This is a genomic window from Rhodococcus sp. WS1, from assembly GCF_003797745.1.
GTDB lineage: Bacteria > Actinomycetota > Actinomycetes > Mycobacteriales > Mycobacteriaceae > Rhodococcus_F > Rhodococcus_F erythropolis.
This window is the reverse complement of the sequence record NZ_RKLZ01000003.1, coordinates 293053-308435: the sequence shown is the minus strand read 5'-3', so window position 1 is coordinate 308435 and position 15383 is coordinate 293053. Positions and strand designations below refer to the sequence as shown.

The 15383-nt window shown below is 60.4% G+C and carries 13 protein-coding genes and 1 pseudogene; 9 read left to right on the top strand and 5 right to left on the bottom strand.

Annotated elements, in window-relative coordinates; translation table 11 throughout:
• Window positions 1-34: 34 nt before the first annotated feature.
• The 5 genes from EEB12_RS26570 (at window position 35) to EEB12_RS26550 (ending at window position 8282) form a co-directional block, all read left to right on the top strand.
• Window positions 35-4738 carry a phage tail tape measure protein gene (locus tag EEB12_RS26570; protein ID WP_141488805.1) on the top strand — a complete coding sequence of 1568 codons (4704 nt, stop codon included), beginning with the start codon at window positions 35-37 and terminating at the stop codon, window positions 4736-4738.
• A 23-nt stretch (window positions 4739-4761) separates the two neighbouring features.
• Window positions 4762-5556 carry a hypothetical protein gene (locus tag EEB12_RS26565; protein ID WP_141488804.1) on the top strand — a complete coding sequence of 265 codons (795 nt, stop codon included), beginning with the start codon at window positions 4762-4764 and terminating at the stop codon, window positions 5554-5556.
• A gap of 29 nt (window positions 5557-5585) precedes the next feature.
• The gene (locus EEB12_RS26560) at window positions 5586-5858 is read left to right on the top strand and encodes a hypothetical protein (RefSeq protein WP_141488803.1); all 273 of its coding nucleotides are present in this window, start codon (window positions 5586-5588) and stop codon (window positions 5856-5858) included.
• Window positions 5859-6017: 159 nt separating this feature from the next.
• Complete coding sequence (locus EEB12_RS26555; RefSeq protein ID WP_141488802.1) at window positions 6018-6647, top strand: hypothetical protein; 630 nt, start codon at window positions 6018-6020, stop codon at window positions 6645-6647.
• 1209 nt (window positions 6648-7856) lie between these two features.
• On the top strand, window positions 7857-8282 hold the full coding sequence (locus EEB12_RS26550; protein ID WP_141488801.1) for a hypothetical protein: 426 nt from the start codon (window positions 7857-7859) through the stop codon (window positions 8280-8282).
• A 310-nt stretch (window positions 8283-8592) separates the two neighbouring features.
• Here EEB12_RS26550 and EEB12_RS26545 read toward each other — a convergent pair whose 3' ends face one another.
• Window positions 8593-9210 carry a YdeI/OmpD-associated family protein gene (locus EEB12_RS26545; protein WP_021334216.1) on the bottom strand — a complete coding sequence of 206 codons (618 nt, stop codon included), beginning with the start codon at window positions 9208-9210 and terminating at the stop codon, window positions 8593-8595.
• 122 nt (window positions 9211-9332) lie between these two features.
• The gene (locus EEB12_RS26540; protein WP_141488800.1) at window positions 9333-10298 is read right to left on the bottom strand and encodes a helix-turn-helix transcriptional regulator; all 966 of its coding nucleotides are present in this window, start codon (window positions 10296-10298) and stop codon (window positions 9333-9335) included.
• A gap of 110 nt (window positions 10299-10408) precedes the next feature.
• On the opposite strand from EEB12_RS26540, the gene EEB12_RS26535 reads away from it, so the two are divergent.
• Window positions 10409-11350: an alpha/beta fold hydrolase gene (locus tag EEB12_RS26535; RefSeq protein ID WP_141488799.1), complete on the top strand. Its 942-nt coding sequence runs from the start codon at window positions 10409-10411 to the stop codon at window positions 11348-11350.
• Window positions 11351-11436: 86 nt separating this feature from the next.
• Here the strand turns inward: EEB12_RS26535 and EEB12_RS26530 are convergent.
• From EEB12_RS26530 to EEB12_RS26515, 3 genes and pseudogenes are all read right to left on the bottom strand, one after another.
• Window positions 11437-11719: pseudogene (locus tag EEB12_RS26530) on the bottom strand (ATP-binding protein); the annotation flags it as partial.
• Window positions 11720-12490: 771 nt separating this feature from the next.
• Window positions 12491-12949, bottom strand: coding sequence for a DUF5994 family protein (locus EEB12_RS26520; protein ID WP_003941615.1), 459 nt, complete (start codon window positions 12947-12949; stop codon window positions 12491-12493).
• Window positions 12950-13045: 96 nt separating this feature from the next.
• Entirely contained in the window at window positions 13046-13354 is a 309-nt protein-coding gene (locus tag EEB12_RS26515; protein WP_141488798.1) for a pyridoxamine 5'-phosphate oxidase family protein, read from the bottom strand.
• Window positions 13355-13537: 183 nt separating this feature from the next.
• On the opposite strand from EEB12_RS26515, the gene EEB12_RS26510 reads away from it, so the two are divergent.
• From EEB12_RS26510 to EEB12_RS26500, 3 genes are read left to right on the top strand one after another with little or no spacing between them, the layout of a single operon-like run.
• Window positions 13538-14725 carry an inorganic phosphate transporter gene (locus EEB12_RS26510; protein ID WP_003941590.1) on the top strand — a complete coding sequence of 396 codons (1188 nt, stop codon included), beginning with the start codon at window positions 13538-13540 and terminating at the stop codon, window positions 14723-14725.
• A gap of 14 nt (window positions 14726-14739) precedes the next feature.
• The gene (locus EEB12_RS26505; protein WP_003941641.1) at window positions 14740-15021 is read left to right on the top strand and encodes a hypothetical protein; all 282 of its coding nucleotides are present in this window, start codon (window positions 14740-14742) and stop codon (window positions 15019-15021) included.
• A 34-nt stretch (window positions 15022-15055) separates the two neighbouring features.
• Window positions 15056-15382 (top strand): DUF3349 domain-containing protein, encoded by a 327-nt coding sequence (locus tag EEB12_RS26500; RefSeq protein WP_020908123.1) that lies wholly within the window; start codon window positions 15056-15058, stop codon window positions 15380-15382.
• Window position 15383: the final 1 nt, after the last annotated feature.

Sequence of the window (15383 nt, the reverse complement as noted above, 5' to 3'; positions counted from 1 at the left end):
GCGGCCACTTATCGAAGTGACGACGGGACATGGCATGGCAGGCGGAAGAATCGATGTCGAGGTCGCAGCAGACCTCGGACCATTCAACGAGGAGTTCGAGAGCGGTCTCGAGTCAGCAGGTGAGGCCGCCTCGAGCTTCGCCGGCAAGCTGGCTGGAGTAGCCGCAGTTGCCGGCGTAGCCATCAGTTTCCAGTCAGTGATTGATACAGGCGTCGAGTTCACCCGGACACTGAATGAGATGTCGGGCGTCTCCCAGGCCACCGGCGCGCAGATGGATGCGGTCAAGAAGAAGGCCATGGAACTCGGTAACGACATCGAGTTGTCCGGCACTTCCGCTAACGATGCCGCCGCTGCAATGACTGAGTTGTCCAAAGGTGGCCTCTCCGTTGAGCAGTCGATGGACGCCGCGAAGGGCAGTCTCGCACTCGCCGCAGCCGCGCAGATCGAGGCAGCCGAAGCCTCCGAGATCCAGTCCCAGGCACTGAACACCTTTGGCCTCGAAGCCAAGGACGCAACACTCGTAGCAGACACCCTCGCAAACGTCTCCAACGCCGCGAGCGGTGAAATCACCGACTTCGCAATGGGGCTCTCACAATCGGGACTCGTCGCACACAGCCTCGGAATCTCATTGCAGGACACCTCCACCGCGCTCGGCTTGTTCGCCAACAACGGCATGGCCGGCAGTGACGCCGGAACCTCCCTGAAGACGATGCTTGTTTCCCTGGCCTCACCGAGCAAGGTCCAGGCCGGAGCCCTTGAAGACCTGGGCATCAGCGCATTCGACGCCGCAGGAAATTTCGTCGGACTTCGCACCATCACCGAGCAGCTCGCCGACGCTCAGCAGAACATGACGCAGGAGCAGTTCGCCTCGGCTGCGGCAACGGCATTCGGAACAGACGCCGTGCGCGCTGCCTCGGCAATGGCGTCCGAGGGTGCCGGCAACTGGGACACAATGGCCGAGTCGGTCGGCCGAGCAGGCGGAGCACTCGAACTCGCGGGAGCACAGAACCAGGGACTGCCTGGAGTATTCGAGCGCGCCGGCAATGCATCGGAGCGCTTCCAGCTCCAACTCTTCGAACTCATCGACGGGCCTCTGACCAGCTTCGGAAACACGGTCGTCGGAATCGCTGATGGCGCCATGGATCAGTTCGCTATCGCGCTCGACAATTCGGGTGGCGTTCTCGTCGGAATGAACGAGGTCATCGGCGGATCCCTGACCAACCTGCCGATGCTCGAAGGCGCTTTCAACAACGTCGTCAGCACAGGACGATCCCTCGCCGAGATGGGCGTCAGCGTCGGCAACGGACTCAAGTCCATCGCCGAAGGTGCAATGGAGTCTGGCAGCGTCGTCGACACCCTCCAAGGAACCCTCAGTCTCACAACGGGGGTCGTGTCGACCACCTTCAATGCCATTCAGCCGCTCGTCAGTGTTGTCGCCACCGCGGCCGGAGCGTTCGGAGCTCTCCCGGGCCCCATCCAATCCGTTGCGGTCGGACTCGTTGCCCTCAAGGTCGCCTCGATGGCCACGTCTGCATTCATGGCCCGAAGTACTGACGGTATGGGCAGGATGGCCACCGCCGCACACGGACTCGGAACTCGAATCCAGGGCCTACCGGGCACAGTCCGAACTCTCGGTACCTCACTCCAGACGGCGGGCGGAAACTTCCGAGCATTCACCACGCTCTCCGGCCAGGCCGGCGCAGGAGTCGGACGCTTCGCGGGCTCGATGCAGGTTCTCGCCACCGGACAAGGAAGCCTCTCCCGGATCGGCCAATCATTCGTGACCGCCTCGACCGGAGCCCAGCGATTCGGTACAGCAATCGGTACGTTGGCCGCAGCCGGGACCGGACTCAAGACCATGGGCGGAAATCTACTATCCGCGGTCGGTGGACCGTGGATGATCGGTATCGGCGCCGCGATTGCAGCACTCTCGATCTATTCGGCCAACCAGCGCAAGGCCGCCGAGCACAATCGGATGCTCAAGCAGTCCGCCGAAGAACTCGGCAAGGCTCTCTACGAGTCCAATGGCGCCCTTAACGCCACCACTCAACGCGCAGCGGCGAATGCGTTGGAGAGTTCGAAGCTCGCAGGCACCGGACGTTCCCTGGTCGAATACCTCGAAGCGGTAGGAGTCTCCGGTGGCGTAGCGGCGAAGGGCCTCGCAGGATCCCGCTCCGAAATGCAGGCAACCTTGAAGGTTCTCGAGGATCAAGCCCGGATCGAAGCCGAGGTGAACAAGCAGCGCGTCGGTAAGGGGTCCGAAGGGTTCGCATCCTCCGCCCTGGGATCGCTCTTCAACATCGGCGGCGCAAAAGACAAGGCCAATGAAGCGGCGAATGCGTTGGCGGACTTCAAGAAGCTCGACGAGGAAGCTCGGAAGCTGGCCGAGTCCCAGCGCCGTCTTGATCTATCCGCAGGATTTATCGACGCATCAGGTACCGCAACAGCTCTGGGCACGATGTCGAGCACGATGCGGGCCTTCGGTGAATCCACGGGCGGGGCAGCCTCGAAGATCGACATCCTCAACGGCGGCTTAGCAAAGCTTCGCGGAGATCAGTTGTCCACCAAGGATGCTCAACAAGCGATCAACGACGCTATGCGGGGATTCGGAGAGGCGGCACGCGAAGCCGGCACTGGCGTAGTTGATGCAGCCGGCAATATCGATACCTCGACCGCGGCAGGGTCGCGACTGTACTCCGAACTGAAGAATGTCATGTCAGGATTCGATGGAGTAGCCAACGCTGCTTATCAATCGGCAATCCAACAGGGGAAGTCCCACGAGGACGCGGCTGCGGCTGCAGAAGCCGCATCTCAGCGCGAGATTGATGCCCTCCAGCAGACGTTGTTGAATCTCGGCTGGTCCGAGCAGGCTGTTGCGGCACTGATTACCCAGTTCAATCTGATTCCTCCAAGCAAGAGTACGTACATCGACGTCGACGACACTGACGCTCGCGCAAAGCTCGGATATTTCCAAACGACGTTGGACAACCTCAAGGGCGTTCAACTGACAGTACCGACGCCTGCATTCTCGGCGCCTCTCCCGTTCGGGGTATTCGGTGCAGCTGAGCGCGCTCTCGGCGGACCCATCGAGGGTGGTATCCCCGGCAAAGACTCGGTACCGATCCTCGGTATGCCGGGCGAGCACGTTCTCACCACCACGGACGTCGACAACCTCGGTGGCCAGGCAGGGGTGTATCGCTTCCGAGAAGCGTTGTCGCAGGGCAAGGTCGGGAAGTTCGCAGACGGCGGAGCCATTGGCTCTGACGGTCTCGATAACATGATCAACTTCGCCCGGGCCAAGGCTGGGATCGGCTACAACTACGGCCCGTGGGACTGCTCGATGTACATGTCCCATATTGCGGCAACGGGCATGGGGCAGCAGCCTCGCCGACTGTGGACGACTTACTCGATCCTTGGCGGCGACCTGCAGGGTATGCAACCTGGAGGAAGTGAGGGGCACTTCCGGATCGGTGTGAGCCAGGAGCATATGGCGGGCACGTTGTTCATGAAAGATGGTTCCCGGGTTGACGTCGAAAATGGCGGCAGCAATGCAGGATCCACCTTCGGTGGCAGTGCAGCCGGGTACGACGACGCACAGTTCTCTCGCCAATTCTTCCTTCCTGACACCATGCTCAATCCGGCCGTGCAGATGGCACTCTCCGGGGGAGCCTCATACACCGCAGGGGCGTCGACCAATCCCTGGACCGAGAAGGACGCCCTCGCGCTCGAATCGGCTCGCGTGGCAATCGTCCAGGCTCAGGAGGACCGAGACGCCGTCTACGCCAACGACAAGAAGAGCGACGCCGACCGGCAGCAGGCAGACCTGAAAGTCCAACGCGCAGAACTCAAGGTCAAGGAACTCGAACAGAAGCGAGACGGAGCCGGCTCAGCAACGTCGATCGCTCCCGCACCTGCCCTGACAGGGGCAATGACCGAGGACGCGATCGGGATCCGCAATGCCGAGATTTCCGTACTCGACGCTCAACTGTCCCGAGACAAGACCTACGCCGATGCCACCTCGACGTCTTTGGACAAGGAAAAGGCCGATATCGCGGTCTACACGGCGCAGAACCGACTCGAGCAAGCCCGCAAGGACGCGAAGGAAGCCAAGGACGGTAAGACGTTCTCGCTCAACGACCGGTTCAAGCAATTCGGATCGGACGTCGGCGGAATCGTGGCCGGCGCCATCCTCGAACAGTTCCCGTCGCAGGTCACCGAATCGCATTGGATGACAACGGACTGGGAGGGGCTGATGGGTAAGAAGCCCGAGTCGACTCCTGCTGCTTCCCCGACGTTCTCGACGGCCGAGATTCAGGGTCAGCTGCCGACCACACCCGGAGTTCCCGGCTGGCAGAACATGCTCGCTCAGGTCGGAGACGACTGGCAGAAGCGTCTAGCTGAAGCCCTGAACGTCCCGACAGTGTTGCGAGACAACGGCGGACCCGTCCCACACGGAACCGCCGCCCTGAACCTCTCAGGAGCCGAGGAATGGATGCTCACAGCAGACGAGCGGCTGAACCTCTCCCGAGACTTCGCCCTTATGCGAGGAGCCAGCCAAGGCGGCGACGGAAGCAGCGCCGACATCAGCGCACTCACCGCACAAGTCGACCGACTGATGAAGGTCGCAGACAAGCCGACCAGCGTCTACAACTTCACCACCCGCGACGTCGAAGAGAACGCACGTCGCATCCGCCAGATCGAAAACACCCGCGCACTTGGTGCCGGATCCCGTTTCTAACAACCACCGAGAGAGGACACACCATGCCTATCGACTACAAAGCCAAGGCTGAAAAGGTCACCGAGACCTACCGAGTACAGCTCGACAGCATTCGATCGGAGCCGGATCTGAACGACCGCGCAAAGGCGCGGAAGATCAAGGCACTGCACGCCGACACCACCGAGGCGCTGTCCGAATTAAAGGGCAAGCACGAGTGGCAGAGGAAGGCCCACCGACAGACCTTGGAGCGAAAGGTCTGGGGTCCACCGATCAACAATCTCACCGGATCCGACATGATCGCCTGGCGAGATGCTGAAGACCGCGCTCGAGCACTGACTCCCACCAACTACACCGACGACCCTCAGTCGTTCTACCGAAACGAACAGAAGGCACTGGAGATGGTCAACCGCGCCATCAACTCCGGAGACACCTTCCTCGTTCGAGCAGTAGTCAACGTGGCAATGGAAAATCGTTGGCCCGACGTAGTGAACGCGTACGCCGACACCACCGATTACCGAGACGAGGTGGCCGAACTCTGGAATCTCGACCCGACTATCGACAGTCCCGGAACGCCGACGGATCGAGCAGGAATCGACTGGGATTCAGCACACTTCGAAATCTACGGAGCAGAACCGCCGGAGTTGCGTCAGCCCAGTGAGGTTGAGGAATCGGCAAAGAGTCGCAGTGACCGACTCGGCAAGGACTTCGCAGCTGCACTCCTGGAAGGACAGTCAGAGAGTGACCTCACTGCGGGGTTCGGCGGACAGCCAGGGTTCGGCAACGCACCCGGCTCCGTGAACTCGGCAGCACACGACGCCGGCAGCTGGGGCGTCGAATGACCACCACCACGAACGCAAGGAGCAAGACCATGGCAATGGCATCCGTCCTCGACAGCCGCTTCGGCCCGCACATCAAGAAGGACGTCAACGAGCGCGCATGGCTCGACCTGACAATCCTGATCGGTGATGAGGTATCGACCGTGCGGGTCGACAATCCCGATCACCTGCCTGACTCGGACCTGGACCGCCTATGGCTGACCGACATCCGCAAGCACGTCGGATCAGGTGGCCTGGTCGAGGTCGGGACCACGGAGACGGGCATCGCCGCTTTCGGCAGGACCTGGACGACACAGCCGATCTAAGAGTTCGCACCTCCGAACAGACCTTGGCGTCGAAAGCCGCTCGGCAAAGGCCGCTCACTACTGAGCCCCCCAGGGTGGTCACTACTGACCACCCTGGGGCCAACCTCGAAACCAATCGAAACGAATCCACCGCGGGTAAGTCGCTGACATACTGGCTCAATGAGTAAGAGGCCAGAATTGACCGTTGCGTGGATACCCTGGCTGCATGACATTGCACTGGATGATTCCGCCGTGCCGGTCATAGATTGGCTACACGAAAACACAAGTTCATGGAATGAACGCTCGATCGTCGTGTGCCTTGTCAATGACGCCCGCCAGGATCCGAACGTCCGTGCTTACAGCTCAAACGGCAACATTGTCACGCATCGAAATCGGCGCTCGACAGTCCGTGGCGGACCAGTGCTGGCATACGGTCCAGGTGATGAGGAGCTTGAGATCGCGGCTTCTAGAGCTGCTGGACATGTCCTTGGGTTGGTCTCCTTCCACCGTCCCACCCTCGACGGCTTTGCCGCGGCAACCCGAGCCTTCAATGTCCTAACGGGTCAACACCATCCAGGAGTTAGCGCAGAAAAAGACGCACTTTTCGACAAGTTGAATCGCGCCGGCTACAAAGGGTTCTCGAAACGAGACGCGTACGCTATGCGCCAAGCAACACCGATCATCGACGAACTTCTCGGTGAGGGCTTCGACGCGGACTTTATTGTTACGTACTCCTTGGCATGCGGAATGCCGTTCCGGCATGCGAAAGAGCTCCGTGCGCTGCTCCCGATTGAAGAAAGCGAAGGCTGAGAGGGCTCGTCAACGATAGAAGTCGTTGTCTAACGACCTCGACCCAATGGCCGGGGCTTCGGATGCGTGTGGGTCGACCTGCTCACGAAACCGAAATCTCCGCCCGAGATGTAATCACTGACTAATTCGTGGATCCTGTATTGCACCGAGCTCCGCACCTCGTCGATGTCGACATGCTGACGTTGCATCCACTCAGCCTCGTCGATCTCAAGCGTGATCTCAATCTTGATTTTGGTCATGCGGAAGGCTAGCTCGAGCGATTCGCAAAATGTTTGAACCCTCCGCGGGTCTTACTCCCCTCCCCCGCGGTGCCGCGTGAATCGTTCGTTTTAGGTCCACCCCCACCCCTTTGCCGAGAGCCGTCGGAGAAGGCGCGAAAGCGCTGGTCGAGAGCTCCCCAATCGTGAAATGCCATTCCGGAATCGCCGAAAGTTTCCGGTCGGCGCACTCGGCAACTCTCGTGTGAATCCCGATGAGCAATGCTCGACTCTGGGGGAGCGTGTTCGCGGCTCCCGATTCTCCTGTTGCCGGCGCCTCGGTTTGTCTCGTCTCTGGTAAATCGGTTGAGATTTGTCTCGGGAATTCTCGATCGAGCAAGAGCATGGCATTGAGGTATGGCTTCGAGATCATTCGGCTTCCGAGTCTTTGAGGCGCAGTCTCGCTCGGAGTGGGTACGGTCACCTGCTCGAGTGATGGGCGCGATCTAGTGCGCTTCCTCGGGTTGGTGTCGGTTGAATCGACATCAGGTCAACCGCGACATCGACACCCAAGGGCTAACTCGGTAGTGAGTACCCTTCTTCGCGAAGTCACGAAGAACGTCCAGTCGGGGGTCCGGTCCAGTCCGGACGGCTCGACCAGCATGGCTGTCGAACCAAGTTGCCAGGCGTTTGTAAGCCGCATGAACAGCCCTGGTGTGGGATCCTGCAAGCGCCCCGACCTGGCCGTAGTTGAAGTACGGCCTGCGATCAGCGGTATAGACATCATGTAGATGGCAACCATGGGCGTCCCGCCACAGTTGGCGCCGCGTGTTGTGGGATCCCACAAATTGATCAGCAGTAATTCTGATCCGAATCAGTTGTGACGTTTTTCGTCACGGTTCAGTCGTGGTCATTATGACCACGGCCGGGGCGTGACGTTTTTCGTCACGCACCGAGCGGGGGGAGGTTCATTGGGAATCTCTCCGTCCGACCGGTCTGGTATGCATTGCTGATGAACAAGACACTCGTGGCTGTACTCGGTGCCGGCGCTCTACTCCTCGCAGGTTGTGGGAGCGACGACAAGGCAGACAACAACCATGCAGAAGCTTGCACCAACTTTGCGAGCGCGCAGAGGGAACTCGTCGGCTACGGAATCGACGGTAAGAAGGCCTTGACGCTCGAGCAGTTCACGGCAGCGAAGACTGAAGCCGTTGAGTCTATGGATTCGGCGGGCCTCGCCACGACAGACAGTGATATCAAGGCGCGCATCAATTCTCTGGTGGAGGGGATCCCGACTGACACGACGGAACTCCTGACGAGTAAGTCGGCTGCGGAATCATTCAACACGGACTCGGCTGCAGTATCTCGAGCCTGCGAGGCGGCTGGAACTACGATCGTCGTTTCGAAGATACCCATCGTCAAGTACATGGGCCCGTAAGAGCTGAGGCAGCTCTTCGGTACGCAGAGAGTACGCAGTAGATCCGAAACCGCCCAGGTCATACCAACACCATCAACGGCATATCTGCAGGTAGATTCGTTTCACCAACCAATGTCAACAACGGCAAACATCGAGAACGCAGTCCGAGCTCTACTACGACGTGTGATCCGCATCCTGACGTAAGTCAGACCTGCGAGTACCGAGTCCACCCGTCCCGCTTCTGCGGGGCGGGTGGACTTGTTTCGGTCCGAGGGAAACCCCTCGGAGAGATGATGACCGGCCTTCATACCGGACGCGGTCGAATCGCGGATCAGCCGCGAGCACGTTCGCCGATGGCCGCATTGTTGACGATATGGGCGATTCGACCTGCCCGTGTTGCGTCTCGAGCGGCACAGACTATCCACCACAGCATCTGTTTGCGGGCGCTGGGCGGAAAACTGTCCCAGTTGCTTCGAGCTTGCGGGTCCAGGTCCAGCGCCGCCTGCAAGTCAGATGGTTCCTCGAGGTCTTCGACTTGGTCGAGAATCGTCCACCAACCAGTGGATTTCGCGGCAGCAATTGCACCGCGACCAGCAGCGGTCATAAGGCCACGCGCTTCCATATCAGCTGCGCGTTCGCGGTTGAGACGGGTCCAGGAACTCTTGCGTCTACGAGGCGTGAACAGTTGCAAATTGCGCTCTTCGTCGAGGATGGTGTTGGTGGAATCGATCCAACCAAAGCAGATGGCTTCCTCAACGGCCTGAGGGTAGGGGCAGCGTGGTCGGTTGGTGGTGGTGCGCCAGGAGCACAACCACACACCTCGGCCTGACGTGTGATTGTCCGTCAGCCAAGTTCGCCACTGTTCCCGAGTCTCGGCGTGGATGATCGGGTAGTCGAACTTCCACGTCGGGGGGTGGATGGAAGCCGGCGATGATTTCGAATTGGTCACTTACTCTCCAAGCTCACAGGGGAACGGATACGTGTCTCGATAGACGAGGGGCCTGCGTGGGGAACACGTCCCCGCGGCAACCTGGACATGAATGGTTCTGTCGCACAATCCTCTTCTGACTGTCATGGTGGCGAGACCCTGAGGTGAAGGGCGAGCCGACTGACGGTGTCGGCAAGCTCGGTTGGTTCGATGACGACCACTGGGGCGGTGAGCGCAATGCGCGCAACCGTCATGGCGAGCCTGCCGAGATCTTCGCTGCGGATCTCGACAAGGCAGCCGTCCGCTGCCACCTCGATCGGTGTGTGGTCTATCCATCTGAGTACGCCCTCGAGGTCGGCGAACGTAGCTTCGATGGCGAGTTTTGCATCGTGGTGACGGGGTGGCGAGCCGACTGATCTCGCGACGAAGGCTGCCGCGTCACCGCCCGGGATCTCGCGTGGCGTGAAATGACTGCCTGCCAGCCAGGGCTCCGAGAGCCGGTCCAGTCGAAATGTTCGCCAATCCGCACGATGGTGGTCCCATGCTACGAGGTACCAACGACGTCCCGCCGTGACAAGGCGGTGCGGCTCGACGAGCCGTCTGCTGCTCTCGCCGTCACCTCGCCGGTAGTCGAAACGAACGTGCTCGTGGTCGCGACATGCCGCAGCGAGCACACTGAGTGCTTCGGGGTCGACGATGTCGTCATCTGCCCGCCGCATGGAACTGACGCTCGAATGCAGTGCCGACACACGTCGGCGTAGTCGATGGGGCAGGAGTGCTTCGATCTTGGTCAGCGCGCGCAGCGATGTTTCTTCGATGCCTCCGATGGCGGCCTCGGCGGCGTAGCGCAGTCCGACGGCTACCGCCACGGACTCGTCATCGTCGAGGATCAGGGGCGGCACGTGCGCCCCCGTTGCAAGTCGGTAGCCCCCGTACTTTCCGGACGTGGAATCGACCGGATAACCGAGGTCGCGTAGCCGATCGATGTCGCGGCGCACCGTCCGCTGCGTGACATCGAGTCGTGCGGCAAGTTCGGCACAGTGCCAGAAGCGATGGGTCTGAAGGAGCGAGAGCAATTGCAGTGCTCGGCCTGTGGGATCGTTCCGCATTTCTTCAGATTGCCAGCGATCTAGGACTTTATGTGTCCACGATGCTCCCTATCGTCGGAGCAACCGGTCGATCCAGACACGAGATCGGTACTCAAATCAAAGGAGCATCCGTGAATCCATCCGACTTCCCCAGGCCCGTCCTCATCCAAGTCAACGGCGTGGAACTCGAAGTCTTCGAAGCAGGGCGAGACAATGCCGGGAAACCCATCGTGTTGTGTCACGGATGGCCAGAGCACGCCTATTCCTGGCGATACCAGGTGCCCGCCCTTGCCGAGGCGGGCTACCACGTCATCGTCCCGAACCAACGCGGCTACGGCAATTCATCACGCCCGACCGAAGTGACGGACTATGACATCGAACATTTGGCGGGTGATCTCATCGCACTTCTCGATCACTACGGCTACGACGATGCCACCTTTGTCGGTCACGATTGGGGTGCCTTTGTCGTGTGGGGCCTTACCCTGTTGCACCCGGACCGGGTAAACAAAGTGATCAACCTGAGCCTGCCCTACCAGGATCGCGGAGAGCAGCCCTGGATTGAGTTCATGGAAGCCGTGCTTGGCGGTGATTTCTACTTCGTCCATTTCAATCGACAGCCGGGCGTCGCGGACGCGGTGTTCGAAGACAACACCTTCCGGTTCCTCCGCAACCTGTACCGGAAGAACGAACCCCTCAGGGAGCCTCAGCCGGGTATGGCGCTGATCGATCTCGCCAGAGCAGAGACACCACTCGGTGAGCCTCTGATGAGCGATAGCGAATTGGCCGTTTTCGTCTCCGCCTTCGAATCGACAGGATTCACGGGCAGTGTGAACTGGTACAGGAACCTTGACCGCAACTGGCATTTGCTGGCGGAGGTGGACCCGATTATCCAACAGCCCGCACTCATGATCTACGGCAACCGTGACGCGATCGTGAGGGCTGAGAACCTGACAGAGTTCGTGCCCAATGTGGAAGTAGTCAATCTCGACTGCGGTCACTGGATCCAGCAAGAAAGACCCGAAGAGACCAACCAAGCGATCTTGAACTGGCTGGAGCGGCAGGATGCCACATAGTTTCAAGGCTAGGTGCGGGTCTCAGTGAAAATGTCAGTCTCATTCAAGTCCGATAGGGGGCGTGATCCGGACCCACCTTGTGTGTATCAAGCGGATTGCTGAGCTCGGATGTGGACGAGTCGGTAAGAGTCGGTGGCGGTTTCGATGATGTTGCCGCCGCAAGGTGAGCCGATCCACGATGGCGGCGCAAAGTCGTGGTTCGGTGAACGTTGTCGTCCAGCCGGAGAACGACGCGTTGGAGGCGATGGCGACGGAGTTCTTTTCCTCCCGTTCGGTCAACACCTGAAAAAGCAGCTCGGCGCCTCGTTTGTCGAGTTCCATGTAACCGAGTTCGTCGATGCCGAGCAGATCCACTCGGCCGTAGCGGGCGGTCCCGACCACCCACTGCCAGTTGGCCCAGGCCCAACCAGTTCCGGCATGGCCTGGATGGACGTTGTCGCCTGCTGCATCGACAAGAGCCTCTCGCCACATTTCAAATCGCCTCGGATCCAACAAGTTACCGGGCTCCGGAAGCGCGTCTACCTCTCCGACTCCACTTTCGCGAGTTTAACGAGAGCGTCGGAAAACAAGCCATGCACTCAACCCGGCGATGGGCACAAGCCAAATCCCGAAAAAGAAGGCGACTGCTCGCCACACACCAATTCGCCGGGACACGGAAACCACATCGGCCGTTCCGACAAGGCACACGGAAATCCATATCAAGGCGAGAGTGAATCCGCCGACGTACAGAAGAACGAACGCCCCAAATCCGTCCATACAGTCCATTCCACTGTCGGCGCAGTCCTGAAGCCCCGCCGCACCGAGTAGAGAAATGTTCACAGTGGCGATGCTACGGACCACGGCGTCCCGAACTTCCGAACGACCCGGCGGATTCGGGAAATGCGAACGCCGGTCAGCCCGAACAAAGTTGAAGCCCCACCCCCGTGGGGAGGGCGGGGCTTCATTCGATCCGGCGCTCACGCACAGTGGGAGGGTGGTGGACATGCCGGACCGACGACACGGCAGGGAGTCAAGCTGCCGCGCCCAAGCGCTGACCTGAAGGAATGCGCCTGAGATTGTGGTTACGAGAACCATCAAACCAGACAAACTGGACGCATGTTCAGGAATCGAAAGATTCGACCCCGCACGTCAGAAAAGATCTCACTGCACCCGATAGGTTTCGCTACGGCCAGGATCAACCAACCGCCGCATGATCTCGTACGCACGGTCCGGATCCGTGTACGGCGGAATCATCATCAGAACGAGTTGACGACCATAGATGTCGTCGAGATACATCAAATCGTGAGGCTGGCCAGGGTACGGACCCCGCACTTCCAGTCCGTCGACCTCGTCGATACGACGCTGCGCGCTGCTGATCGTGTTCCAGTCGAACGCAACCCGCGCGATCGGCCCCAACCTCAGCGAAAGTGCGGATATCAGATCGTGAAGCTCCGCCGTGACGTTGGTGGTCCATGGGAACCACGCGCCGTCTACCGATGCCTTGACGGCACCTTGACCACGAAGCAGGAACCTCGGAGTCCGCGTCGGCGACGGGAAAGGTTGCCCGACATGGCGCTGCGGCGCTTCCATTGCATAGTCGAGAGTGCTGATGTGCGCCATGACGAGGCTCCTTAACGGAGGATTCGTGGAACCGTCAGGCAGAGGCGCCCGGTCGTGGGTTCCATACTTTCAGGCTACTCCGCTGCGCAATCCCGACTACGCATCGACGGAAATGATCACGCCGTTGTCGCCGTACGGGAACGGACCATTACCGATGTGACCGAGGGTGTTGAAGGATTTCGAAATAGGCACCATCACACCGTATTTCGCTTTCACTTTGCGGCGGATCTCGTCGAATTCAGGTCCGCCGCTCACCAAGTGAGCGGTCCCGGCAACACGCGAAGAGCCGTCGGCAACCTTTCCGTGGTTGTCGCACGGCACGACGGTGACGCGTGGGTTGTTCCGCAGCCGCTTGGCCTTACCCGATTTCGAGGAAGTCCAGAACCCGATACGTCCGTCCGGCAATTGGCGTATGCCTCCACAAACTCCACGACCATGCACACGAATGAACTTTCTATGCCTCACGCGTTTCGAAACGGACAATTATCCGGACGAAGATGAACAACAGGTGCCGAGTGATGGAAATGTCGCGGAACGACCACGTCTCAGGTCGATTTGTGGCCCGCAGGTGTTGGAACATGACTTCTCGTGAATGCGGAACTCATCGTTCTCCTCGTCGTCGTCGTAACCGCTCTGGGGTTCGACTTCACCAACGGTTTTCATGACACTGGCAACGCTATGGCCACGTCGATTGCAACCGGCGCCCTCAAGCCCAAGGTGGCAGTCGCTCTGTCTGCTTCCTTGAACCTGGTCGGAGCTTTCCTCTCGGTAGAGGTTGCTGCCACCGTGGCCAAGGGCGTGGTGAACCTCGGAAATGTGGGTGGCCAAGCGCTGCTCACCATCGTCTTCGCCGGCCTTGTCGGCGGCATCATCTGGAACCTGGCAACGTGGTTGCTCGGCATCCCCTCGAGTTCCTCACACGCACTGTTCGGCGGCCTGATCGGCGCCGCCATCGCGTCCCTCGGAATGAGCGGTGTCGCCTGGAGCGGCGTGCTCAGCAAGGTTGTCATCCCCGCAGTTCTCGCTCCCGTCGTAGCCGGCTTGGTTGCAGCGGCCGGAACCTGGCTCATCTACCGCATCACCTCCAACGTCGGTGAGGAAACCAAGGACAAGGGTTTCCGACTCGGCCAGATCGGTTCGGCTTCACTCGTTTCCCTCGCCCACGGCACCAACGACGCTCAGAAGACAATGGGCGTCATCTTCCTCGCCTTGGTTGCCCATGGAACCATCTCCGCCGACGCGGACATGCCGTTCTGGGTCAAGCTCACCTGCGCACTCGCGATCGCTGCCGGAACCTACCTCGGCGGGTGGCGAGTCATCCGCACACTCGGCAAGGGCCTGGTCGAGATCGCCGCGCCGCAGGGCATGGCGGCCGAAGCATCTTCTGCTGCCATCATTCTCACCTCCAGCCACCTCGGTCTTCCACTCTCGACCACCCATGTGGCGACGGGTTCCATCATGGGAACCGGTCTGGGACGCAAGGGCGCCGAGGTTCGTTGGGGCGTCGCCGGACGTATGGCGGTCGCCTGGTTGATCACTCTCCCGTCCGCTGCGATCGTCGGCGCTCTGTGCTGGGGACTGGCCAACATCGTCGGCGGCCTGCCCGGTGTCCTGGTCGTCTTCGCTGTGCTCATCGCATTGGCCGGTTGGATGTACCTGCGCTCCCGCAAGGAGCCCATCGATCCGAGCAACGTCAACGCCGAGTGGGACGGCGGCCTGGTGCCTGCAGAGGTCCCCGGTCCGGATGCCCGCGTCACCACCGACGTCAAAGCCTGAAAGAGGGAATCGACATGGATATCTTGAAAAACACCGTCGACTCGCTCTGGCAGGTCGTGCTTGTCGGCCTCCTGCTTGGCGCCGGACTTCCGGCGATCTTCGCAATCGGACTGAAGTCCCTCGACGCCGGGCAACGTGGCAGTGGCGGCGGGAGCACTGCCGTCGCGGCTCGCAGTCCGTTGGCCGTGGCAGGCGCAGTGGTGTGCTTCGCGGTAGTGCTCATCGCGATCGTCACCGGAATCCTCTTCATCATGCAGGGCTTCCTCAGCCACACATTCGGCATCGAGATCTTCTGATCCCGTGCGCCCTCACGAGCGGAAAGACATCACCGTGACTGCACCGACTCCATCCCTTCCTCAGTCCATTCTGGAATGGCTTCGCGCCGGCTACCCCGAAGGCATACCGCCCAAGGACCGCATTCCGCTGGTCGCATTGCTACGACGCAAGCTCTCGGACGCGCAAATTCGAGACATTGCCATCGGCGCTGCACTCGCAGAACTGAGCGACGTCAACAGCGACCAGGTGATCTCTAGCGACGAGATCAGCGCTCAGATCGCCGATCTCACGAGCCAGACTCCCTCGGACGAGGACATCGCGCGCGTTGCCTCCGTCCTGGCCGCCGCCGGGTGGCCCCTCGCTGATCTCGACAACGACTGAA